The sequence below is a fragment of the Catellatospora sichuanensis genome (assembly GCF_007483665.1).
Lineage (GTDB): Bacteria > Actinomycetota > Actinomycetes > Mycobacteriales > Micromonosporaceae > Catellatospora > Catellatospora sichuanensis.
Window position 1 is genome coordinate 41,861 of record NZ_VIQO01000038.1, and the last position, 21,599, is coordinate 63,459.

Annotated in this window: 23 protein-coding genes; 10 read left to right on the forward strand and 13 right to left on the reverse strand. The window is 71.1% G+C overall.

From position 1 onward, the window contains the following. Positions 1–41 precede the first annotated feature (41 nt). Entirely contained in the window at positions 42–1,238 is a 1,197-nt protein-coding gene (locus FLL47_RS37550) for a multidrug effflux MFS transporter (RefSeq protein WP_186316145.1), read from the forward strand. 40 nt (positions 1,239–1,278) lie between these two features. Continuing rightward, positions 1,279–2,523, forward strand: coding sequence for an MFS transporter (locus tag FLL47_RS37555; protein WP_246159202.1), 1,245 nt, complete (start codon positions 1,279–1,281; stop codon positions 2,521–2,523). A gap of 50 nt (positions 2,524–2,573) precedes the next feature. Here the strand turns inward: FLL47_RS37555 and FLL47_RS37560 are convergent, their stop codons facing one another. Further along, complete coding sequence (locus FLL47_RS37560) at positions 2,574–3,203, reverse strand: DUF305 domain-containing protein (RefSeq protein ID WP_186316146.1); 630 nt, start codon at positions 3,201–3,203, stop codon at positions 2,574–2,576. A 255-nt stretch (positions 3,204–3,458) separates the two neighbouring features. Between FLL47_RS37560 and FLL47_RS37565 the strand changes: the two genes are divergently transcribed. Further along, the gene (locus FLL47_RS37565) at positions 3,459–4,637 is read left to right on the forward strand and encodes a low temperature requirement protein A (protein WP_144127430.1); all 1,179 of its coding nucleotides are present in this window, start codon (positions 3,459–3,461) and stop codon (positions 4,635–4,637) included. 111 nt (positions 4,638–4,748) lie between these two features. Here the strand turns inward: FLL47_RS37565 and FLL47_RS37570 are convergent, their stop codons facing one another. Continuing rightward, positions 4,749–5,537 carry an enoyl-CoA hydratase/isomerase family protein gene (locus tag FLL47_RS37570; RefSeq protein WP_246159189.1) on the reverse strand — a complete coding sequence of 263 codons (789 nt, stop codon included), beginning with the start codon at positions 5,535–5,537 and terminating at the stop codon, positions 4,749–4,751. A gap of 54 nt (positions 5,538–5,591) precedes the next feature. Between FLL47_RS37570 and FLL47_RS37575 the strand changes: the two genes are divergently transcribed. Then, on the forward strand, positions 5,592–5,966 hold the full coding sequence (locus tag FLL47_RS37575) for an Mth938-like domain-containing protein (protein ID WP_246159191.1): 375 nt from the start codon (positions 5,592–5,594) through the stop codon (positions 5,964–5,966). A 5-nt stretch (positions 5,967–5,971) separates the two neighbouring features. On the opposite strand, the gene FLL47_RS37580 is transcribed toward FLL47_RS37575, so the two are convergent. Both FLL47_RS37580 and FLL47_RS37585 read right to left on the reverse strand, forming a co-directional pair. Next, a complete protein-coding gene (locus FLL47_RS37580) occupies positions 5,972–6,769 on the reverse strand; it encodes a maleylpyruvate isomerase family mycothiol-dependent enzyme (RefSeq protein WP_144127433.1) in 798 nt (265 codons plus the stop codon). 26 nt (positions 6,770–6,795) lie between these two features. Continuing rightward, positions 6,796–7,206, reverse strand: coding sequence for a winged helix-turn-helix transcriptional regulator (locus FLL47_RS37585; RefSeq protein ID WP_144127434.1), 411 nt, complete (start codon positions 7,204–7,206; stop codon positions 6,796–6,798). Between the two features lie 67 nt (positions 7,207–7,273). On the opposite strand from FLL47_RS37585, the gene FLL47_RS37590 reads away from it, so the two are divergent. Next, on the forward strand, positions 7,274–8,221 hold the full coding sequence (locus FLL47_RS37590; RefSeq protein ID WP_144127435.1) for an NADP-dependent oxidoreductase: 948 nt from the start codon (positions 7,274–7,276) through the stop codon (positions 8,219–8,221). A 47-nt stretch (positions 8,222–8,268) separates the two neighbouring features. Here the strand turns inward: FLL47_RS37590 and cspE are convergent, their stop codons facing one another. From cspE to FLL47_RS37610, 4 genes are all read right to left on the reverse strand, one after another. Next, positions 8,269–8,472, reverse strand: coding sequence for a transcription antiterminator/RNA stability regulator CspE (cspE, locus tag FLL47_RS37595; protein ID WP_144127436.1), 204 nt, complete (start codon positions 8,470–8,472; stop codon positions 8,269–8,271). 216 nt (positions 8,473–8,688) lie between these two features. Next, positions 8,689–10,224: a GGDEF domain-containing protein gene (locus tag FLL47_RS37600; RefSeq protein ID WP_144127437.1), complete on the reverse strand. Its 1,536-nt coding sequence runs from the start codon at positions 10,222–10,224 to the stop codon at positions 8,689–8,691. A gap of 106 nt (positions 10,225–10,330) precedes the next feature. Continuing rightward, positions 10,331–11,902: an amino acid permease gene (locus FLL47_RS37605; protein WP_144127438.1), complete on the reverse strand. Its 1,572-nt coding sequence runs from the start codon at positions 11,900–11,902 to the stop codon at positions 10,331–10,333. A 92-nt stretch (positions 11,903–11,994) separates the two neighbouring features. Beyond that, positions 11,995–12,264: a hypothetical protein gene (locus FLL47_RS37610; RefSeq protein WP_144127439.1), complete on the reverse strand. Its 270-nt coding sequence runs from the start codon at positions 12,262–12,264 to the stop codon at positions 11,995–11,997. A 203-nt stretch (positions 12,265–12,467) separates the two neighbouring features. Here FLL47_RS37610 and FLL47_RS37615 point away from each other — a divergent pair, with 203 nt between their 5' ends. The 3 genes from FLL47_RS37615 to FLL47_RS37625 all read left to right on the forward strand — a co-directional run bounded on the left by FLL47_RS37615 (position 12,468) and on the right by FLL47_RS37625 (position 15,863). Continuing rightward, on the forward strand, positions 12,468–13,307 hold the full coding sequence (locus FLL47_RS37615; protein ID WP_144127440.1) for a nitrilase-related carbon-nitrogen hydrolase: 840 nt from the start codon (positions 12,468–12,470) through the stop codon (positions 13,305–13,307). 11 nt (positions 13,308–13,318) lie between these two features. Next, on the forward strand, positions 13,319–14,725 hold the full coding sequence (gene hydA, locus FLL47_RS37620; RefSeq protein WP_144127441.1) for a dihydropyrimidinase: 1,407 nt from the start codon (positions 13,319–13,321) through the stop codon (positions 14,723–14,725). Between the two features lie 133 nt (positions 14,726–14,858). Next, complete coding sequence (locus FLL47_RS37625; RefSeq protein ID WP_144127442.1) at positions 14,859–15,863, forward strand: TIGR03842 family LLM class F420-dependent oxidoreductase; 1,005 nt, start codon at positions 14,859–14,861, stop codon at positions 15,861–15,863. 12 nt (positions 15,864–15,875) lie between these two features. Here the strand turns inward: FLL47_RS37625 and FLL47_RS37630 are convergent, their stop codons facing one another. From FLL47_RS37630 to FLL47_RS37650, 5 genes are all read right to left on the reverse strand, one after another. Continuing rightward, positions 15,876–16,217, reverse strand: a complete 342-nt coding sequence (locus FLL47_RS37630; protein WP_144127443.1) for an antitoxin VbhA family protein — start codon at positions 16,215–16,217, stop codon at positions 15,876–15,878. Between the two features lie 113 nt (positions 16,218–16,330). Continuing rightward, positions 16,331–17,080, reverse strand: a complete 750-nt coding sequence (locus tag FLL47_RS37635) for a tRNA(His) guanylyltransferase Thg1 family protein (RefSeq protein WP_144127444.1) — start codon at positions 17,078–17,080, stop codon at positions 16,331–16,333. Further along, the gene (locus tag FLL47_RS37640; RefSeq protein WP_144127445.1) at positions 17,077–17,544 is read right to left on the reverse strand and encodes an ATP-binding protein; all 468 of its coding nucleotides are present in this window, start codon (positions 17,542–17,544) and stop codon (positions 17,077–17,079) included. The genes FLL47_RS37635 and FLL47_RS37640 overlap by 4 nt, the downstream gene beginning before the upstream one ends. A gap of 516 nt (positions 17,545–18,060) precedes the next feature. Beyond that, positions 18,061–18,333 (reverse strand): hypothetical protein, encoded by a 273-nt coding sequence (locus FLL47_RS43360; RefSeq protein ID WP_186316153.1) that lies wholly within the window; start codon positions 18,331–18,333, stop codon positions 18,061–18,063. Between the two features lie 130 nt (positions 18,334–18,463). Further along, complete coding sequence (locus FLL47_RS37650; RefSeq protein ID WP_144127446.1) at positions 18,464–19,609, reverse strand: alkane 1-monooxygenase; 1,146 nt, start codon at positions 19,607–19,609, stop codon at positions 18,464–18,466. Positions 19,610–19,694: 85 nt separating this feature from the next. Between FLL47_RS37650 and FLL47_RS37655 the strand changes: the two genes are divergently transcribed. Next, positions 19,695–20,321 carry a TetR/AcrR family transcriptional regulator gene (locus FLL47_RS37655; RefSeq protein WP_144127447.1) on the forward strand — a complete coding sequence of 209 codons (627 nt, stop codon included), beginning with the start codon at positions 19,695–19,697 and terminating at the stop codon, positions 20,319–20,321. Positions 20,322–20,450: 129 nt separating this feature from the next. Further along, positions 20,451–21,599: a serine hydrolase domain-containing protein gene (locus tag FLL47_RS37660; protein ID WP_144127448.1), complete on the forward strand. Its 1,149-nt coding sequence runs from the start codon at positions 20,451–20,453 to the stop codon at positions 21,597–21,599.

Genomic DNA, 21,599 nt, shown 5'->3' on the forward strand with positions numbered 1-21,599 from the left:
AAGCTCCCGGCGCGGTGTCGCGGAATGGTTGGGTAAGGACCGTGACTCCCGCGCCAGCCCAGCGACGCACCCTGATCCTGGTCCTCGGCAGCATGTCCGCCTTCGGCGCGCTGTCGTTCGACATGTACCTGCCCGCCTTCCCCACCATCGCCGCCGACCTGCGCGTCTCCCCCGCCGCCGTGCAGCTCACCCTCACCGTGGCGCTGATCGGCATCGCGCTGGGCCAGTTCGTCATGGGCCCGCTGTCGGACCGCTGGGGCCGGCGCCGGCCCATCGTCGGGGGCACCGCGCTGTTCTTCGTCTCCTCCGCGCTGATCACCGTCGCGCCGAACATCGAGACCATGACTGCGCTGCGGCTGGTGCAGGGCTTCGCGGGCGGCATCGGCATCGCGATCTCCCGCGCCGTGGTACGCGACCTGTACTCCGGCGCCGAGGCCTCGCGTTTCTTCTCCCGGCTCACCCTGGTGTTCGGCGTCGCGCCGGTCGTCGCGCCCACCATCGGCGCGGCGGTGCTGGAGTTCACCAGCTGGCGCGGCGTGTTCGCGTTGCTCGCCCTGTACGGCCTGGTCATGGTGGCGGTCGGGTGGCGCTACCTGCCCGAGACGCTGCCCGTCGAGCGCCGCCGGACCGGCGGGCTGGCCGAGGTCGGCCGCGGCTTCAAGGTGCTGGCCGCCGACCGCCGGTTCTGGGGGTACACCGCCGCGCAGGGGCTGACCTTCGCCGGGCTGTTCGCCTACCTGTCCAGCGGCTCGTTCGTGCTGCAGGAGGTGTACGGCGTCTCCGCGCAGACGTACGGGCTGATCTTCGGGTTGAACGCGCTCGGCCTGGTCGCCGTCGGGCAGCTCAACGCCCGCCTGGTCGGCCGGCGCACCCCGCGGACGCTGCTGTTCGCGGCGCTGGCGGGCGCGGTCGCCGCCGGGGTCCTCATGATCGGCGGAGCGGGGCTGCACAGCCTGACCATCGTGGTCGCCATGCTGTTCGTCTACATCGCCAGCCTGGGCATGGTCGCCCCGAACAGCACCGCGCTGGCGCTGGACGGCCACGCGCAGATGGCGGGCACCGCCGCCGCGCTGATGGGCGCGGTGCAGTCGGTGATCGGCGCGATCGCCGGGCCGATCGTGGCCGCGCTCGGCGCGTCCAGCGGCGTGCCGATGGCCGCGGCCATGTTCGGCTTCGCCGCCCTGTCGGTCGTCACCGTGACCGTGCTGACCCGCCCCGGACAGCCGAAACTCGCTTGATCGGGGGCGGCCGGTTCGCCACCATACGCCGGTGACGACCATGGCCCAGCTGCTGCGCGACCACCGGTACCTGGCGTTCTGGCTCGGCCAGGTGACCAGTGTCGTGGGCACCGCGCTGTCGTTCGTGGCGCTGCCGGCGCTCATCCTGCCCGCCCGCGGCCCGCAGGCGTTCGCGCTGATCCTGGCCGCGGAGGCGGTGGCGGGCGTACTGCTCCTGCTGGCCGGTGGGGTCGTCGCCGACCGGTACTCGCGCACCGCGGTGATGGCGGTGTCCGACGTGGTGCGGGTGGCCGGCGTGGCCGGGCTGCTCGCCTTCGGCGCACGCGGCCCGCTGTGGCTCCCGCTGGTCGCGGCGTGCCTGCTGGGCATCGGCTCCGCGCTCTACGATCCGGCGCACCGCGCCGCCCTGCCCCAACTGGTCCCCGACGAGCTGCGGCAGAAGGCCAACGCGCTCGACTCCGCGACCAAGCGCTTCGGGGCGGCGGGTGGCGCGCTGCTCGGCGCTGCGCTGGTCACCTCCGTCGGCCCGCGCGGCGCGCTGCTCATCGACCTCGCCACGTTCGCGGTCAGCCTGGGCACACTGCTGTGGGTGCGGCTGCCGCGGGTCAACGACGGCGAGCCCGCCCGCGGCGTGCGGGCCATGCTGGGCGAGGCCGCGGCGGGCGTGCGCGAGGTGCGCCGCCGTCCCTGGGCCCTGGTCATCATGGTGCAGGGCACCGTGCAGGTGTTCTTCCTGTTCGGCCCCAACTTCGCGCTGCTGCCGATCGTGAGCCTGGAGCGGTTCGGGCCGGCCGCCTTCGGCTGGCTCAGCGCCTCCGCCTCGGTCGGCATGATCGTCGGGTCGGCCGCGGCGGCCCGGCTGCGCACCGCACGGCCGGGGCTGTGGGCGATGAACGTCCTGCTGCCGTGTGCCCTGCTGCCGGTCTGCCTGGCGGTGCCGGTCCCGCTGGCCGTCTGGTGCGCGGTGCAGGTCGTGGCGTGGGCGGGAATCGGCGTCTTCTTCGTGCTGTGGTTCACGGCGCTGCAGAACGAGTTCCCCGCCGAGGTCCAGGGCCGGGTGTTCGCCCTGGAGTCGCTGGGCAACTTCGCGCTGCAACCGGTGGCGATCGCGGTGGCGCCGCTGCTCGCGCTCGGTGTCGGCATGCCCGTGTTCGCGGCGGTCGCCGCGGTCGCGCTGCTCGTGTCGACGTACGCCGTGTTCGCCGTCCCCGGCGTAGACCGGCTGCGCACCCCCGAACGCGCCGCACCGGTCGTGCCGGTCGGTCACGCCGTCACCGGAAACTGACCGTGCCGGGGCGGCCCGCCGGAGGCGGCCGTCCCCGGCACGGTCCGGGTTCACTCGGTGGGGCTCGGAGCCGCTCCCAGCAACTGGCGCAGCTGCTCGAGCTCCGCGCTCTGGCTCGTCTTGACCTGCTCGGCGAGCTGCTTCGCCGACGGGTTGACGCCGTTGGCGAGCTCTGCCGTGGCGGACGCGATCGCGCCCTCGTGGTTGGGGATCATGAGTTCCAGGAACTTCTGGTCGAACTGCTCGCCGCTCAGGCTCTGCAGCTGGCTCAGCTCCTGTGCGGGCGGCATCGACGGCATGCCGGGACCCATGGACGGCAGCGGCGGCAGCGCGGTGCCGGACGGCATCGCCGGCACCGGCAGGCCCCACTGGGTCAGCCAGGTGGTCAGCTGCTGGATCTGCGGACCCTGCTCGGCTGCGATCTGCGTGGCCAGCTGCTTGACGCCGACCGCCTGCGCCCGCTCCACCCCCTGCTGGGCCAGCCACAACGCCTGCCGGCGCAGCGCGATCAACTGCTGGGCGAACGTCACGTCGGTGTCGTTGAACTGGACCGTCGGGCTGGCCTTCACGACCGGCGCGACCGGCGCGGCGGGCGGCGCCTGAGTCGTCGCACAGCCGCCGAGCGCGAGGCCGCCGGCCAGGACAGCGGCGATGACCGCCAGGGTACGAGCGGGATTCATGTCGTTCTCCGTTCCAGTCGAAGCCCTTTCGTACCTTAAGTTCAATTGCGAGTGCTTATAGGACTTTTCACGAACCCTCCCTTGACCGGCCGGGTGCGATTGAGGCATTATGGGAGCGCTTCCATCTTCTGATGTCTATGTGATGGACATCAGCCCTCCGGTGTGGACCGGGGCCCGGCGCCGCACATACGCCGGGCCCCGAGGGCTTCGGAGTCCCGGCCGCGCCACGTGATCCACCGGCGGTAGCCTGCGAACATGGCCGACGCGACGCGCAGGATGCTGTACCGACCGATGACCTCGCGCTCGCCGGACGAGCCGCACCGGGCCGCAACCCCGCTGGAACTCTTCTTCGACCTCTGTTTCGTGGTCGCCGTGGCCCAGGCGGCCGCTGAGCTGCACCATGCGATCGCCGAGAACCACATCGGGCACGGCGTGCTCGGCTTCCTGATGGTGTTCTTCGCGATCTGGTGGGCCTGGATGAACTTCAGCTGGTTCGCCTCGGCGTACGACACCGACGACGTGCCCTACCGGCTGACCACCATGGTGCAGATCGCCGGCGCACTGATCCTCGCCGCCGGCGTGCCCCGTGCCTTCGAGTTCGGCGACTTCCTGATCATCACCATCGGCTACGTGGTGATGCGCCTGGCCATGGTGACCCAGTGGCTGCGGGTGGCCCGCCAGGACCCGCCCCGGCGCGCGACGGCCCTGCGCTACGCCGCCGGCATCACCGTGGTGCAGGTCGGCTGGGTGCTGCGGTTGCTCCTGCCGCCGAGCTGGGGATTGGCCACGTTCCTGGTGATGGCGGTGCTCGACATGCTGGTGCCGCTGTGGGCCGAACGGCCCGCGCCGACCCGCTGGCATCCACACCACATCGCCGAGCGCTACAGCCTGTTCACGCTGATCGTGCTCGGCGAGTCGGTGCTGGCCGCGACGGTCGCCATCGAGGGGGCGAGCGGCACCGGCCACAACGCGGCGCTGATCTGGCTCGCCGCGGCCGGGCTCGTGATCGTGTTCAGCATGTGGTGGCTGTACTTCGACCGCCCCGCGCACGACCTGCTCACCTCGCTCAAGGCCAGCTTCAGCTGGGGCTACGGCCACTACTTCATCCTGGCGTCCGCGGCGGCGGTCGGTGCCGGGCTGGCCGTCGTCGCCGACTACGACACCCGCATGGCGCACGTGTCCGGAGTGGTCGCGGCGTACGCGGTCGCCGTGCCGGTCGCGGTCTACCTGCTCAGCCTGTGGGTGCTGCAGGTCTGCCCGCACCACCGCGGGCTGGTCGTGTACGCCTTCCCGGTCACCGTCGCCCTGGTACTGCTGGCCCCGTTCACCCCCGCGCCGGTCCAGGTGATCGCGGTGCTGATGGCGGCGCTGGTGTCCGTCGTGGTGCTCGCCGGGGCCCGGCGCTCCCCCTCCGCCGAACTCGCCGATCGCTGACGCCAGCGGTTCAAGATCCGCCGACTTGCCAGGCACATGGGCGTATGCGGTCGCAAGATACGCACAGTTGCCTGGCAAGTCGGACGATCAAGAGGATCGGGCGGGCGGCCGTCAGTGCGGGGACCAGCGGAAGTCGGGACGGCGGCGCTCGACGAAGGCGGCGATGCCCTCGACGGCCTCGCCGGACTCGGCCATCTGGCGATGCCAGTAGGACACCCGGGTGTCGTCGTGGTGGCCGTCGCCCGCCATCGTCACGATCTCCTTCGCGGCGACCTGCGTCAGCGACGAACGGGCGGCCAGGGTCGCGGCGAACGCGGCGACCCGTTCGGCGAGCCGGTCCGCCGGGTGCAGCTCGTCGACCAGGCCGACACGCAGGGCCCGTTCGGCCTCGATCAGCTCGGCCGAGTACAGCAGGTGCTTGGCCGCGGCCGGGCCGATCAACGCGACCAGCCGCCGGGTCGTCGGCGCGGGATAGACGATGCCCAGCCGGGCCGGGGTGACCCCGAACCGGCTGCCCTCGGCGGCGAAGCGCAGGTCGCAGGCGACCGCGAGCTGGCAGCCGCCACCCACGCAGTCCCCGGAGATCCAGGCCAGCGTCGGTTTCGGAAACCGGGCCAGCCGCTCCTCGGCGAGCACCGCCAGGCTGCGGTCGCCGTCGGCGATCAGCCGGTCCACCTCGGTGATGTCGGCCCCGGCGCAGAAGGTGCCGCCCGCGCCGGTGAGCACCAGCACCCGTACGTCAGGGTCGCCGGCGAGCTCGTCGAGCAGCTCCGGCAGCCGGGCCCACATGTCGTTGGTCATGGCGTTGCGCCGGGCCGGGTTGACGATGCGGATCGTCGCGACGTGCCCTGCGCGCTCCAGGTCCAGACGGGGCGGTGCGGCGGCGGGCGGCTCGGTCACCTGGCGGCCTTTCTGCGGTACGGCGGGCGGGTGCATCGTGCCACAATGCCGGACGTGGATGAGCGGAGATCGCCGAAGGTGCTGTCGCTGACGTGGGGCGAGATCGAGATCGAGGGTGTGGGCCGGGTCAAGGACGCCGCGCTGCACCCCGGCGGCGGCGGCGCGTGGGACTGGAACGTCACCGGCACCCGGCACTCCCCCGGCATCCAGCCCGCCGACGTCGAGCCGCTGCTGGCGGCGGGCGCGACCTCGGTGGTGCTGTCGCTGGGCCAGCAGCTGGTGCTGCAGGTGATGCCGGAGACCGAGACGTACCTGGCCGAACGCGGCGTCGATGTGCACATCGCGGAGACCCGGGAGGCGGTGCGCGTCTACAACCTGCTGGCCGACGCGGGCGTACGGGTGGGCGCGCTGCTGCACTCGACCTGCTGAGCGGCTCAGCCCATCGAGACGCGTTCCAGCCAGCCCTCGAGCAGCTCGCGGTCGCCGTGCACGTGGACCTGCGCGAAGTCGAGCGGCAGCCGGCGGTAGAGGATCAGCAGCAACTCGGTCAGCGGCGCCTGCAGCGCGACGGCGGCCTTCTCGTGGCCGTGCCGCCAGGTGACGCCGTCCGGGCCGAGCTCGATGAGCCATTCGGCGTCGAGGCCTTCGACGGTGTCGGTGGCGTGCAGGTGGATCGAGCGCGGTGGGCCGAACAGCTCGGGAAGTTTCGCGAACACCCGCGTGCCCACCTGCGGATCGGTGGCCATCTCCAGCAGTTCGTCGAGGGCGTCGGCGGCCAGGTCGGGCGCCAGGGTGTAGCCCGCGCCGGTCGTCAGCGCCGCGTCCGCGCGGTGCACGAGGATGTCGCACACGGCCCGGCGAGCCCAGAAGGTCAGCGTCTGCGGCAGGCCGAAGATCTCGACCACGTCCTGCGGGTCGCGCTCGCGCAGGGTGCGGGCGTACGCGTCCGCGCCGTCCTGCATCCAGGTGGTCAGCGTGTCCGGGTCGTCGGTGTCGGGCACCCCCGCCCGGGTGCGGTCACCGGGCGCGGCCGGTCGCGGGCCGGGCTCGCCGCGCACGGCGGCGTCGGTCATGTGCACGTTGCCGCCGACGTGCCGGACCAGGTCGGCGAGTGTCCAGTCCGGGCAGGTCGGCACCTTCGCGCTCAGGTCGTCGCCCGGCAGCACCTCGCGCAGCAGCGCGGTCTGGGCGGACACCTCGTCGCAGTACCGGTCATAGGTCAACCGTGCCATGTGCCTACCCTATCCCGGTTTGCACGTCACTCGACCGGCTGCACCTCGCGTGTGGACGACACGTCGTACGCATTGCGGGCGACGACGATCTCGTCGAGGTGTTCCTCGGCCCAGCCCCGGATCGCCCACACGAGAGCGGCGGCGCTGCGCCCGAGGTCGGTCAGCCGGTATTCCACCCGGGGCGGGATGGTGGGGTAGACCGAGCGGTGCAGCAGGCCGTCCCGTTCGAGTTCGCGCAGCGCCTTGGTGAGGCTCTTCTGCGAGATGCCGTCGAGCCGGCGCTTCAGCTCCCCGAAACGCATCCGCCCGGGCACCAGGGCGCCGAGGATCAGGCAGGTCCACTTGTTGGCGAGCACGTCGAGCACGGTGCGGGAGGCGCACCCGCGCAGGTAGGCGTCAGCGCCGCCACAGGCCCGCAGGTCGGGGATGGTTTCCATAAGGTACCTGAATACCATCGAGGTGCCTTCTACACAATGGATACCGTCCGGCTCCACGATGGACCGCATGTCAGCACACATGCGAGCGATGCGCCAGCAGACCCTGGGCGGGCCCGAGGTCCTCACCCCGGCAGAGGTCGAGCGTCCGGTCCCCGGCCCTACCGAGGTGCTCGTCGAGGTGCACGCGGCCGGGGTGAACCCGGTCGACTGGAACGTCCGCCGCCATGGCCTTTTCCTCACTCCGCCGTTCACGGTCGGCTGGGACGTCTCCGGGGTGGTCGCGGCGGTCGGCGCGGGCGTGACCCGCTTCCAGCCCGGCGACGAGGTGTACGGCATGCCGCACTTCCCCCGGGCCGCGGGAGCCTACGCCGAGTACGTCGCCGCGCCGTCGCGGCACTTCGCCCGCAAGCCCGTGACGCTGAGCCACGTCGAGGCGGCGGCGCTGCCGCTGGCGGGGCTCACCGCGTGGCAGGCGCTGGTGGACACCGCCGGGGTGCGGGCGGGCGACCGGGTCCTGGTGCACGCCGCGGCGGGCGGCGTGGGGCATCTGGCGGTGCAGATCGCCAAGGCCCGCGGCGCATACGTCGTCGCGACGGCGAGCGGCTCACGGCACGACCTGTTGCGGGGGTGGGGTGCCGACGTCTGCGTGGACTACCGGACGACCGACTTCACCGGGGCCGTGCGCGACATGGACGTGGTGCTGGACACGGTGGGCGGCGACTACGAGGAGCGCTCGCTGTCGGTGCTGCGCCCGGGCGGACTGCTGGTCAGCATCGTGGCGGTGTTCGCGGCGCAGCGCCTGGCGGCGAAGGCCCGAGAGGCGGGTCGGCGTGCGGTGACCCTGCTGGTCGAGCCGGACCACGCCGGTCTCACCCAGCTCGCGGCCCTGGCCGACGGCGGGCAGCTGAAGCCGCTGGTCGCGGACGTCTTCCCGCTGGCGGAGGCGGGGCGGGCACATGAGCTGGGCGAGCGCGGCCGCACCGCGGGCAAGATCGTGCTCACGCTCGCACGGTGAACGCCCGAGGGACGGGCACCAGGCCCGTCCCTCGGATCTATGCGTGCTCAGACCTTACGGATGTTTGCGGCCTGCGGGCCCTTCTGGCCCTGGGTGATCTCGAACTCGACCCGCTGGTTCTCGTCGAGGCTCCGGTAGCCGTTGGACTGGATCGCGGAGAAGTGCGCGAACACGTCCGCTCCGCCGCCGTCCGGGGTGATGAAGCCGAAGCCCTTTTCCGCGTTGAACCACTTCACGGTGCCGACAGCCATGTCAGATACTCCTTGGTGAGGCTGCGAGTCCACTCCGTGTGAACTCTTCGCCTCCCGCACCGCGCCAATGCGGACAGCGCCCGGGTCGTTTCTCGGGCGCTTCGGATATACGGGAGGACGAGGTTATAACTCGGGGAATGTAACACGCATGCGCACCCGAACTGCCCCGATGACCGTCGTGTCGCACCACCGTGTGAATGGCTCGACGGCGGCCGGTCAGGCCGTGCGGAGGGATCGTTTCTCGCGGTAGAGCTCCTCGTCGGCGGAGCGCACCACGGCGTCGAGGTCGCCGCCCGCGGGCAGCGCCGCCCAGCCCATGCTCATGCCCACCGGGGTCCCGGGCACCAGTGCCTCCCAGTCCTCCCCGACCACCGACGCGATGATGCGCCCACCGACCTCACGCGCCTCGGCGAGCCCCGTCTCGGGCAGGATGACCATGAACTCGTCGCCGCCGAACCGGGCGGGCAGGTCCTGGCCTCGTACGCTCTGCGCCAGCAACCCGGCGATCCGCTGCAGCACCAGGTCGCCCGAGCTGTGCCCGTGGGTGTCGTTGACGGCCTTGAAGCCGTCCAGGTCGATCAGGCCCACCGCCGCGTCCGCGCCGCGGGCCGCCAGCTCGGCGGCGAACGCCGTGATCCGCCGCCGGTTGGGCAGGCCGGTCAGCGGGTCGCTCATCGCCGCGTCGGCGTGCTCCTGGGCGATCTGCCGCAGCCGGTCCTGATCCAGGCGGGCGTTGACGCTGTCGATGTACCGGTCCCGCAGCGTGCCGTCGTCACGCGTGATGACCCGCAGCATGGCCCGTTCGGCCTGCACCGCGCCCGCGTGGTCGCCGATGCGCGACAGCGCGATCGAGCGCAGCCGGTGCGGTTCGGCCTCGCCGAGCCAGCTCCCGACGGCCGCCGGCTCGCCGAGCAGGCGCAGCGCATCCTCGGGGCGGTCCTCGGCGATCGCCTCGCACACCGCGGTCAGGTACACGACCTGCGAGAACGACCGGTCCGGGCTGTCCGGCGTGGTCCCGCCGGGCACCGGGTCGCCGCCGGCGGGGCGGTGGCCGGACGCGGCCAGCCGGGCTGCGGCATACCGCAGGTAGGTGCGGTCGGACACGGTCAGTTCCGGTTCCGCGGCACGGCCGAAGGTCACCACCTCCCACAGCTCGCGTACGCAGTCGTCGGACATGCCCTGGTGGTCGCGCGCCACGGCCGAGCGCACCAGCGTCTCCAGGCAGGCGCAGTTCGCTTCGGCGATGCCCGCGGCCACGCACACGCGCCGGCCCGCCCGCATCGCCTCGACGGCCTTGGCGTGGAAGCCCATCGCCGAGTACGTCACCGACATGTCGTGCCAGGTGCTCACCGCCGCCTGGTTGGCCTCGGTCATGCCGCGCAGCACCCGCTCGGCCTGCACCAGGTTGCTGACCGCGGTGCTCATCGACCCGTCGGCGAACGCCGCGTACGCGGCGAGCACGTGGTATTCGCCGGTGAGCCGGGGGTGGTGGCCCGCCTGTCGCAGCAGCTCGGCGATCCGGTCCAGCAGCGGCGCGGGACGCGCGGCCGGACCCTGATTGAGCAGGCCCGCGACCTTCTCGATGAGGGCCTGGGCGATCCGCAGCGCATCGCCGGACTCCGCGACGATGCGGTCGGCGAGCGCGATGGCGTCAGCCGACCGGCCCGCCACGAGCAGGTCGCGGAACGTCACCCACTCCGCGGCCAGCAGCTCGCCGTGCGCGCGGGTGGGCGGATCGTCTCGCCTAGCCACACCTCATTCCACCTTCTTCAGCCACCGCCCGACGGTGATTCCCCGTTCGGCGTCCCGGCCGGACCGGGTCGCGCGACAGCCTTCCGGCTGCCGCGCGGCCCGGCGGTCAGTCCAGCACCGCTACCGGGGCGTCGGCGGTCGCGACCCCGGCGGGGAGATCCACAGTACGCCGGGGTCCGGTGAACCACTTCCGCGCGGACACGATCCACCACACCCCGATCAGCAGCATCACCGTACCGACTGCGATCGGCGCGTAGTTCACCGCGGACCAGTCGAACTCGTCGCTGAACGGCACCCCGGCCGGCACGGTCGGCAGGATGAAGTACACCGAGATCACGATGATCTCGATGGACGCGATCCAGGCCAGCACCTTGTAGCGCCGGCCCAGTGTCCACGGGCCCGGCTCGAAGCTGTCGCCGGCCTTCAGCCGCAGCATGATCGGGATGAGGAAGGCCAGGTAGAGGCCGATCACGGCGACGGAGACCACCGCGTAGAAGGCGATCGGGGCACCGTTCTTCTGGTACAGGGCAGGCAGGGTGAGCAGGCCGCCCGCGACACAGCCGGCGACGACGGACCAGACCGGGGTGCCGTTGCGGTCCAGCCGGGTCCACAGCCGCCAGCCGGGCACCGCGCCGTCGCGGCTGAACGCGTACATCATCCGCGACATGCTGGTCACGCAGCTCATGCCGCAGAAGAACTGGCCGACCACGGAGATTATGATCACGATTTTGAAGAAGCCGGACGACAGCGCGCCCTGCAGCAGCACCCCGACGGAGCCGTAGCCCTCGGTGACCGCGCCCGCGTCCTGGACCGCGAACAGCAACGCCAGCAGCAGGATCCAGCCGCCGATCGCGGAGTAGAAGATGGACCGCCACAGCGCCTTGGCCGCGTTCAGGGCCGCCCCGCGGGTCTCCTCCGCCACGTGCGCGCAGGCGTCGAACCCGGTGATCGTGTACTGCGTGAGCAGCCCGCCCAGGGGCAGCACGTACAGCCAGAAGCCCAGGCCCGAGGTGCTGCCGCCGTTGAAGCCGTTGCCGTTGATCGTCTCGGTGAAGACGAAGGAGGGGCTCTGGTGGCTGGTCGGCACGACGACGAGGATGGCCACGATGACGGCCGCGCCGAACACGTGCCACCAGACCGAGATGTCCTGCAGCCGGTTGATGACCCGCGCGCCGAAGACGTTGATCAGCGCGTGCAGCGCCAGGATGCCCAGAAACAGGTAGAACGCCTGGGTGAAGGTGCCCGCCCAGCCCGGCACGGTGTTGGCCAGCGCCAGGTTGAGGAAGGTCGCGCAGCCGTAGTCGACCGACGCGGTCACCGCGACCAGGCCGATGAGGTTGAACCAGCCGGTGAACCACCCGTGCACCGGCCGACCCAGCTTCGCCGCCCACCAGTAGATGCCGCCCGCGGTCGGATACGCCGAGACCAGCTCGGACAGGCACAACCCGATGATCAGGATGAACGCGGAGATGATCGGCCAGCCCCAGGAGACGGCGATCGGGCCGCCGTTCATCCAGGCCTGGCCGAACGTGGTGAAGCAGCCGGCCAGGATCGAGATGATGGAGAACGAGATGGCGAAGTTGGAGAAGCCGCTCCACCCGCGGTGCAGTTCCTGCTTGTAGCCGAGTTCGGCTAGTCGTGCGGAGTCGCTGTCGGTTGTCTGCGCGGGATCACTCATGGCTGCCCCTTCTGGCGCTCGACGATGCACGAGTGTCCAGCGCCATAGAGACATATGGCAATACTCCGTTGGGCCGAGCGCCGCGCCGCGAGCTATACCGCGCCGGTGATGATCAGGTTGTAGAGCTGGATGATCTTGTAGCCCAGCCAGAACGCGATCGCGACGGCCAGCAGCCACGCCACGACGGCGTACGTGCGCGGGAAGCGCCGGGACAGCCGGGGACGGTCGCGCACCGTCCGCCATACGCCGCCGCACCACCATTGCCTGCCGAGCCACTGGGTGACACGCCAATAGATCGTGGTGCGCACGGGCTCGGCGTCCTTGCGCATCCAGTCGGGCAGCGACGAGCCTTCTCTGGTCATGGCGAAGCATTCTCCCGGCCCGCGCCGTCGCCCGCTGCCCCCTCGCCCGCCACCTGCGCTTTCCCCCGGCGGCCGGGCAGGGCCCGCAGAGCTTTACGGCATTCGCCGAGAATATGCTTGCTTATCCGGCACGTCGGGGCACACCGGTGCAGTTCGCCTGGTTACCTGGAGTACCGGCTCAACAGGCTCGCAGGAGGTGCCGCATGTCGCGCGTGATCCGTGCCGCGCTGGTCCAGACGACCTGGACCGGTGACAAGGAATCCATGATCAAGGCGCATGAGGAGTACGCGCGCCAGGCCGCCGCGTTGGGCGCGAAGGTGATCTGTTTCCAGGAGCTGTTCTACGGCCCGTACTTCTGCCAGGTCCAGGACGCGCAGTACTACTCCTACGCCGAGTCGATCCCGGGCCCGACCACCGAGCGCTTCCAGGCCCTGGCCCGCGAGCTGGGCATGGTGATGGTCCTGCCGATGTACGAGCAGGAGCAGCCCGGCGTCCTGTACAACACCGCGGCGGTCGTCGACGCCGACGGCAGTTACCTGGGCAAGTACCGCAAGACCCACATCCCGCAGGTCAAGGGGTTCTGGGAGAAGTTCTACTTCCGGCCCGGCAACCTCGGCTACCCCGTCTTCGACACGGCTGTGGGCAGGGTCGGTGTGTACATCTGCTACGACCGGCACTTCCCGGAGGGCTGGCGGGCGCTCGGGCTCAACGGAGCCCAGATGGTGTTCAACCCGTCGGCGACCAGCCGCGGGCTCTCCTCGTATCTGTGGCAGCTGGAGCAGCCCGCGTCCGCGGTGGCCAACGAGTACTTCATCGGTGCGATCAACCGGGTCGGCATCGAGGACCTGGGCGACGACGACTTCTACGGCACCTCCTACTTCGTCGACCCGGAAGGGGCTTTCGTCGGTGACACCGCCGACGCACACCAGCCGGAGCTGCTCGTCCGGGATCTCGACCTGGGCCTGCTAGAGACGGTGCGCGACCGCTGGCAGTTCTACCGCGACCGCAGGCCCGACGCGTACGCCCCGCTGACCGAGGCCTGAGGAGGCGCGGCGTGTATCTGCTGATCAAAGGCGGGACGGTGGTCACCGCGACCGGCGTCCACCCCGCGGACGTGCTGGTCGAGGGCGAGAAGATCGCCGGGCTGTTCTCGCCGGACAGCACCCCGCCGGTCGAGGGCGCGCGGGTCGTCGACGCGACCGGCAAGTACGTCATCCCCGGCGCGGTCGACGTGCACACCCACATGGAGCTGCCCTTCGGCGGCACCGCCGCCTCCGACACCTTCGAGACCGGCACCCGCGCGGCCGCGTTCGGCGGCACCACCACGATCGTCGACTTCGCCGTGCAGCGCACCGGCGAGCGGGTCCCCGACGGGCTGGCCGCCTGGCACGCCAAGGCCGACGGCAACTGCCACGTCGACTACGGCTTCCACATGATCATCGGCGGGGTCGACGACGAGTCCCTGAAGGCCATGGACTCCCTCGTCGACACCGAAGGCGTGACCAGCTTCAAGCTGTTCATGGCATACCCCGGCGTGTTCTACAGCGATGACGGCCAGATCCTGCGCGCCATGCAGAAGGCCCGCGACAACGGCTCCATGATCATGATGCACGCCGAGAACGGCATCGCCATCGACGTGCTCATCGGCCAGGCCCTGTCCCGCGGCGAGACCGACCCGGTCAACCACGGCCTGACCCGCCCCGCCGAACTCGAAGCCGAGGCGACCCGCCGCGCCATCTCCCTGGCCCAGGTCGCCGGCGACACCCCGCTCTACATCGTGCACCTGTCCGCCTCCCAGGCCCTCGAAGCCGTCGCCGCAGCCCGCGACAACGGACGCAACGTCTTCGCCGAGACCTGCCCGCAATACCTGTACCTGACCCTGGAGGACCAGCTCGGCGCACCCGGCTTCGAGGGCGCGAAATGGGTCTGCTCCACCCCCCTGCGCTCCAAGCACGAGCCGCACCAGCGCGACCTCTGGCGCGGCCTGCGCACCAACGACCTCGCCGTGGTCTCCACCGACCACTGCCCGTTCTGCTTCAAGGAGCAGAAGGAACTCGGCCTCGGCGACTTCTCGAAGATCCCCAACGGCATCGGCGGGGTCGAACACCGCGTCGACCTGCTCTACCAGGGCGTCGTCGACGGCAAACTCTCCCTGTCCCGCTGGGTCGAGACCCTCGCCACCACCCCCGCCCGCATGTTCGGCCTCTACCCCCGCAAGGGCGTGCTCGCCCCCGGCTCCGACGCCGACATCGTCGTCTACGACCCGAACGGCCGCACCCGCATCAGCGTCGCCACCCACCACATGAACATGGACCACTCCGCCTACGAGGGCTACGACATCGCGGGAAAGGTCGACACCGTCATCTCCCGCGGCACGGTCCTCGTCGCCGACGACACCTTCCACGGCCACAAAGGCCACGGCCGCTACCTCCCCCGAGGCCTCTCCACCTACCTGTTGTAAGGAAGGGCATCGTCGGCTCGCGTCAGCGAGACGAGCAGCTGCGCTGTACATCGCTCTGCGTAGAGGAAGGGCACCTTCTTAACCCACCACCCCTGTCGACCAGCCAGAACGACAGCTCGAAAGGAAGCGCACAGTGGACATCGGGGTCGTGTTCCAGCTGGACCCGCCCGCGCGGCGGGTGGTCGAGCTGTCGCAGCGGGCCGAGGCGGCCGGGTTCAGCCACGTGTGGTCGTTCGACTCGCACCTGCTCTGGCAGGAGCCGTACGTCATCTACAGCGCGATCCTGGCCGCCACCGAGAAGGTCGTCGTCGGGCCGATGGTGACCAACCCCGGCACCCGCGACGTCACCGTCACCGCCAGCACCTTCGCCACCCTCAACGAGATGTACGGCAACCGCACGATCTGCGGCATCGGCCGCGGCGACTCGGCCCGGCGCACCCTCGGCCTGCCCCCGGTCGACATCGCGCACCTGCGCGAGGCCGTCGGCGTGATCCGGGCCCTGGCCAACGGGCGCGAGGCGACGCACCGCGGCATCGAGATGCAGCTGCCGTGGGTCAAGGAGTCGGCCCTGGAAGTCTGGGTCGCCGCGTACGGGCCCAAAGCGATCAAGGTGACCGGTGAGGTCGGCGACGGCTTCATCCTCCAGCTCGCCGACCTCGACATCACCGAGTGGATGATCAAACACGTGCGCAAGGCCGCCGAGCAGGCCGGGCGCGACCCGTCCGCGGTCAAGATCTGCGTCGCCGCGCCCGCGTACGTCGGCGACGACCTGGCCCACCAGCGCGACCAGGTCCGCTGGTTCGGCGGCATGGTCGGCAACCACATCGCCGACATCGTCGCCCGCTACGGCGACCACGGCGCGGTCCCGCACGCGCTGGCCGAGTACATCAAGGGCCGAGAGGGTTACGACTACGCGGAGCACGGCCGCGCCGACAACGCGCACACCGCGTTCGTCACCGACGACATCGTGGACCGGTTCTGCGTGCTCGGACCCGCGCAGGCCCACATCGAGAAGCTGACCCGGCTCAAGGAGCTGGGCGTGGACCAGTTCGCGGTGTATCTGCAGCACGACGACATGGAGCACACGCTGGCCGCGTACGGGGAGACGATCATCCCGGCGATCAAGGCGCTGGGCTGACTGTCGCGAGGATCAGCGGTCGACGAGTTGGTCCAGAAGCCGCAGACTGTAGAGCCGACGCACCATTTCCCGCATCTGTGCTGTGGTGAGCTCACCACGGGCCCACTGCTCGGTGATCGCCTCGACGTCGGATTCGACGACCAGTCCTTCGGCACGGACCGACGCAGCAGCCTGTGCGATCGATCGCGCGCGCTCGGCGATCAACTCGTCGAACACCTCAACCGGAACCATCACGGCCTCTGTCTTACGGTGCGAGCCCACCCCCACAGGCGTACGGTCACCGTTACGGAACCGCTCCAGCACTGTCGGCAATTGCTCCCTGGCCTCGCGTACCGACAACGTTTCGATCAGCATGGATCATGTGAACACGTTCGTGTACACATTTGTGCCCCCTCTGGCAGAGCACCTTGGCATCTCTCAGAGATCGGCCCCGGCAGGGCGACGTCAGCCAAGGCCCGTCGCCGGAGTCACGCCAGCTGCCCGATCAGCGTGCGGTACGCGTCCTTCATGGGCAGCTCGCGATCCACCCGGATCCGGCGGCGGGTCACGGTGACGTCGACGCCGCGCACCGGGTCGTGGCCGGGCCGCTCGTACGTCTCCCACCACAGCCCGACGCCCCGCCGCTGCCACATCGGCAGCTCGTTGAAGTTGATCCCGTGCTGGTACAGCAGCTCGTTCTTGCCCGCAGTCGTCGCGCCGTCGAGGGCAGCAGTGGCCTGTCTACGGCTCTTGCCGGCCTTGCGCAGCGTCCAGTAACACCAGCCGTTGAGGGCGCACCGGGCCGCGTCGGCCTGCCGCCAGGAGAAGTAGTCGGCCACGTCGTCGACCGAGACGCCGAGCCAGATCCGCGAGTCGAAGGTCACCGGGACACCCCCGGCGTGCGTGAACGTCGCGCTCGCCAACCCGGCCGAGATCGAGACCAGCTTCTCCACGCTGCGCCCGAACAGGTCGAAGCCGGGCGGCAGCAGCACCGAGATCTCGTCGCTCTCGGTGTACGCGTACCGTGCGCCCAGCTCGGTCAGCAACGCCTGCGCGGTGGCGATCATGTGCCCGCTGAAGCGCTCGTCGAACGGCTTGTCGAAGTGCTGCTCGGTGAACCGGGAGAATCCCCTGCCGTCCAGCCGCAGCACCGTCCACGCGCCCGGCAGCACGGTCAGCCCGTGATAGTGCTCCCGTGCCCGCTGCGCCGCCTCGAACTCGTCCGCGTCCACGGTCATGCCTCCTCGTCCAGCGCGTCGACGCGGAAGCCGCCCGCTCCGTCGAAGCCCACCGTGTACAGCCGGTCGAACCCGTCCGCCCGGCACGGGCGGCGCAGTTCACGCAGCACTGCGCGGAGCCCGGCGTCCGGCACCCGGGTGCGGTCGTCACGGGCGGCGTTGCGGGCCGCCGACCCGGCCGGGTCGGGCGGGAACCAGTAGCCGACGACCGTCGCGCCGTGTTCACGAGCCGCGTCGACGAGCGGCTGCCACTGCGCCGGGGACGGGTTGGTGTTGTCGACGACCACGCTGCGCCCGGCCACCAGTGCCTCACCGACCAGCCGCATCTGACGGCGCTGCCGGTGGCGGGCGTTGGGGAAGTCGTCCTTGCTGACCACGACCCGGCCGTCGGCGAGCACCGTCCGGCAGAAGGTGCTCTTGCCCGCCGCCTGCAACCCGATCAGCACCGCCAGCTCGACCGGCATCTCAGCGGCCCGCGACCGGATCGGGCACGGGCCGGGCCTGACGACCCCCGCCGTCAGGGGCGGTCGACACCCGCCGGTCGGCGGCGCCAGCCGAGACCTGCGGGAAAGGGGTGCACTTCACGCGCGAGAGTGTGCCCGATCGTGCCCGGACCCCGCCACCTGGTACCGCCTCGTCCGGGTCATCGCACGCCTGCGGCGTTGCGGTTGCGCGGCCGCCGGACAGGTCCGGATGCACCAGGGCCGCGCGCCCGCCGCCAGGTCGCGCCCGACCCGCGGGCGGGCACGCACCCGGCCGCGGTCGCCTCCCTCGGCAAGGGAGCGGGCGGCCTCGCCCGCCGCCGGCACCGGGTCAGCACCGCCGACGACAACAACGCGAGCAGCCCGGTCAGCAACGCGCCACACGGCATGGCGACCCCCTTCCCTCACTCGCCTGGCCACGCCGGAACGCCTCCGTCACGCGCGCCCCGGCGCGGGCCGCTCGCTGCCTCGAGGTGCACGCACCGGCCGCCTCGGCGCTCACGGCGCGACCACCACCGGCCAGCGGCCCAGCCGGACCAGTTGGGTGACGACCGATGTCAGACCTTGGCCAGCGCGGGCTCGGGCTCGGTGGCGGGCAGGTCGACACTGGATCGCAGCGTGATCTCCGTTGAGCTCGCCGACGATCCGGGGCAGCGCGGTCGACACGATGGTCGAGCTGATCATGGCGACGAACAGCACGAGCAGCAGTCCGCTCAGGGACTCCAGGATCTCGCGGTGGTTCATGCGTACGGGTGGGGACACGGTGCTCATGCGTGCGAGCCTCGCACGACCTTGCGCAGTGCGCAAAATTACACAGCACGCAACTATGCCGTGACGGCACGAATTTCTCCGATGAACGCAGCGTCCATCGCGGACCGTGCCACGCCCGCCGGAATACCGGTCACGCCGCGGGCAGCGGATACCGCGAGCGCAGCCGGGCCAGCGCCGGCGGGTGCACGTTCGCGGCGCCGAGGTCCTGGTCGTAGTGGGCCAGCACGCGCCGGTCCATGACGGCCCGCCACAGTGGCGGCAGCAATGCGACAACGATCATCGTGGCGTATCCGGCGGGCAGTTGCGGCGAGCTGTCGAAGCTGCGCAGCACCTGGTAGCGGCGCAGCGGGTTGGCGTGGTGGTCACTGTGGCGCTGCAGCTGGAACAGGAAGACGTTGGTGACGATCCGGTCGCTGTTCCAGCTGTGCCGCGCGTCGACCTTGTCGTAGCGTCCGGTGTCGTTGCGCGGGCGGGCCAGCCCGTAATGCTCCAGATAGTTCACCACCTCGAGCAGCGCGAAGCCGACCACGGCCTGCGCGGCCAGCAGCGGCAGCACCACCGGCCCGAACCAGGCGGTCAGCCCGGCGAACAGCACCACCGTCATGACCCAGGCGTTGAGCACGTCGTTGCGCCAGCTCCAAGGTGAGCGCCCGCGCAGCCGGAACCGCGCGGTCTCCAACCGCCAGGCTGAGCGCAGGCTGCCCAGCACCGTACGCGGCAGGAAGGCCCAGAAGCCCTCCCCCAGCCGGGCGCTGGCCGGATCCTCCGGGGTGGCCACCCGCACGTGGTGGCCCCGGTTGTGCTCGACGTGGAAGTGCCCGTAACCGGTCGGCGCGAGCGCGATCTTCGAGAGCCACCGTTCCAGGTGCTCGCGCTTGTGGCCCAGCTCGTGCGCGGTGTTGATGGCGATGCCGTTGACGATGCCGATGCTGAGCACCAGGCCGACGGCACCGAACGGGCTCAGCCCGCCGCGGGCCCACCCGGCGCAGCAGGCGGCCAGCGCCGCGTACTGCAGGGGCAGGTAGAGGTAGGTGAGCACGCGGTAGTAGCGCGAGCGCTGCAGCGCGGCGGTCGCCTCCTCGGGCGGGTTCTGCCGGTCGTCGCCGACGAGCAGGTCGACGAGCGGGATGAGTCCGAACACGACGGCCGGAGTCAGCCACCAGCCCCATTCGTGCCCGCCGCGGGCGATGGCCAGGCCCTGGAAGGGCAGCGTGGGCACGAGCAGCGCCGCGGGCCAGAGCCAGCGGCGGGGGTCGCGCCAGGTCGTGTCGCTCATGGTCGCCTCCGCGATGAGGGGTGTACGGCGACGATCCCACCTCCATCGACTGTTGACAATCACGAGTATTTTGTAAAGTCATGGGATGGCAACCCCGTCCAGCAGGCTCGTCCCGCCCGTCCGGCTCGACCGGGACACCACGCGGGCCGCGATCGTGGCCGCCGCCCGGGAGCTGACCGTCACCCGCGGTTGGGCCGAGGTGCGCATGGCGGGCGTCGCCGAGCGGGCCGGGGTGAGCCGGCAGACCGTCTACAACGAGTTCGGCGGCCGCGCCGGGCTGGCCGACGCCATGGCCGCCGCCGAGATCGAGCTGTTCACGGCGGGTGTGCGCGCAGCCCTGTTCGCGCACGGATCGCACGTGCGGGCGGCGGTCACCGCCGCGGTGCGGTTCGCGCTGGACGAGGCGGCCGCGAACCCGCTGATCCACGTCATCCTGACCAGCTCCCGCGGCGGCGCGGACCCGCTGCTGCCCTACCTGACCACGCGGTCCGACGTGGTCATGGCGGCCGCGGCGGTGCCGCTGCTGGAGTGGGCCGGCGCGTTTCTGCCCGCGGTCGAGCCGGCGGAGCTCGCGTTCGCCGCCGACACCGTCATCCGCCTGGTGGTCAGCCACATCGTGCTGCCGCTGCGGCCGGCCGAGCACACCGCCGACGCACTGGCCGGGCTCGTCGTGCTGCTGCTCGACGCGTCGCGGCGGCACGCGCCCCGCTGACCGCCGACCTGCGCCCAGTCGGGTACACGCCTTGGCGTTTTGTCCATGTTAGGGATACGTCGCCGGTAAACTGAGCCCGACAACTGTGCCCCGGACGGGCTACGCCCCGAACAGGACGGGGGAACGGGTGTGAAGACCTGGCACATGGTGGCGGCGCTGGCCGCCGCGGCCGTGCTCACCCTGACCATCGGGCTGTTCCCGGCCCGCGCGGCAGCCCCGGACGGCTGCCCCCAGGCGGCCTTCGGCTTCACCACCGCCGAACGCGACCGGATGCACGCCGCCGTCGACAAGACGCTCGCCGACGCGAAGGCTCCCGGGATCACCGCCGGGGTGTTCGTGCCCGGCCGCGGCACCTGGATCTGCGTGATCGGCGTGTCCGATCAGGAGACCGGCCGGGTCATGAACGCCGCCGACCGGTTCCGCGTCGGCAGCATCACCAAGACGTTCGCCGGGACCGTCGTGCTGCAGCTGGTCGACCGCGGGCTCATCGGCCTGGACGAGCCGCTCAGCCGGTACGTCGACTGGCCCGACGGCAACACGATCACGATCCGGCAGCTGCTGAACATGACCGCGGGCGTCTACAACTACACCGAGGACCCGGAGTTCCAGAAGCGCTACCAGGCCGACCCGACGGGGTCCTTCGGGCCGCGCGACGCCCTCGACATCGCCCGCAACCACGAGCCCTACTTCCCGCCGGGCCAGGGCTTCCACTACTCCGACACCAACTACATCCTGCTCGAGACGGTCGTCGAGCGGGTCACCGGCCGGGCGATCGGCGACCTGATCTCCGAGGACATCGTCGACAAGCTCGGGCTGGCCTCGACCGGCTACCCGACCACGCCCGCGCTGGAGCCGCCGTACGCACGCGGCTACGACGAGACGCCCGACCCGGGCGACGGGCAGGCGTCGCGTGACGTCACCTACTCCAACCCCGGTTACGCCGGGGCCGCCGGGGCGATGGTGTCCAACTTGCGCGACCTGCGCATCTGGGCCGCGGAACTGGCCAACGGCGCGCTGATCAGCGAGCGCCTGCAGCGCGAACGGCTGCAGACGGTGCCGCTGGCCCAGGGCGCCGAGGTGTCGTACGGCCTGGGCATCGCCGACTGGGGCGGCTGGCTCGGTCACAACGGCACCATCCTGGGTTACAACACGGCGATGTTCTACCTGCCGGACACCGGGGCGGTCATCGTGGTCGAGCTCAACCGGTCCTCCCTGGACACCGACCATGCGACGCCGCTGTTCGGCGAGCTCGCGAAGATCCTCTACCCGGACCGGTGA

What these genes read in the sequence shown, in the direction of transcription:
- FLL47_RS37555 (WP_246159202.1), top strand. Translation starts at nt 1,279, where the DNA reads ATGGCCCAGCTGCTGCGCGACCACCGGTACCTGGCGTTCTGGCTCGGC.
- FLL47_RS37560 (WP_186316146.1), bottom strand. Translation starts at nt 3,203, where the DNA reads ATGAATCCCGCTCGTACCCTGGCGGTCATCGCCGCTGTCCTGGCCGGC.
- FLL47_RS37565 (WP_144127430.1), top strand. Translation starts at nt 3,459, where the DNA reads ATGGCCGACGCGACGCGCAGGATGCTGTACCGACCGATGACCTCGCGC.
- FLL47_RS37580 (WP_144127433.1), bottom strand. Translation starts at nt 6,769, where the DNA reads ATGGCACGGTTGACCTATGACCGGTACTGCGACGAGGTGTCCGCCCAG.
- FLL47_RS37585 (WP_144127434.1), bottom strand. Translation starts at nt 7,206, where the DNA reads ATGGAAACCATCCCCGACCTGCGGGCCTGTGGCGGCGCTGACGCCTAC.
- FLL47_RS37590 (WP_144127435.1), top strand. Translation starts at nt 7,274, where the DNA reads ATGTCAGCACACATGCGAGCGATGCGCCAGCAGACCCTGGGCGGGCCC.
- cspE (WP_144127436.1), bottom strand. Translation starts at nt 8,472, where the DNA reads ATGGCTGTCGGCACCGTGAAGTGGTTCAACGCGGAAAAGGGCTTCGGC.
- FLL47_RS37605 (WP_144127438.1), bottom strand. Translation starts at nt 11,902, where the DNA reads ATGAGTGATCCCGCGCAGACAACCGACAGCGACTCCGCACGACTAGCC.
- FLL47_RS37610 (WP_144127439.1), bottom strand. Translation starts at nt 12,264, where the DNA reads ATGACCAGAGAAGGCTCGTCGCTGCCCGACTGGATGCGCAAGGACGCC.
- FLL47_RS37615 (WP_144127440.1), top strand. Translation starts at nt 12,468, where the DNA reads ATGTCGCGCGTGATCCGTGCCGCGCTGGTCCAGACGACCTGGACCGGT.
- FLL47_RS37630 (WP_144127443.1), bottom strand. Translation starts at nt 16,217, where the DNA reads ATGCTGATCGAAACGTTGTCGGTACGCGAGGCCAGGGAGCAATTGCCG.
- FLL47_RS37635 (WP_144127444.1), bottom strand. Translation starts at nt 17,080, where the DNA reads ATGACCGTGGACGCGGACGAGTTCGAGGCGGCGCAGCGGGCACGGGAG.
- FLL47_RS37640 (WP_144127445.1), bottom strand. Translation starts at nt 17,544, where the DNA reads ATGCCGGTCGAGCTGGCGGTGCTGATCGGGTTGCAGGCGGCGGGCAAG.
- FLL47_RS43360 (WP_186316153.1), bottom strand. Translation starts at nt 18,333, where the DNA reads ATGAGCACCGTGTCCCCACCCGTACGCATGAACCACCGCGAGATCCTG.
- FLL47_RS37650 (WP_144127446.1), bottom strand. Translation starts at nt 19,609, where the DNA reads ATGAGCGACACGACCTGGCGCGACCCCCGCCGCTGGCTCTGGCCCGCG.
- FLL47_RS37655 (WP_144127447.1), top strand. Translation starts at nt 19,695, where the DNA reads ATGGCAACCCCGTCCAGCAGGCTCGTCCCGCCCGTCCGGCTCGACCGG.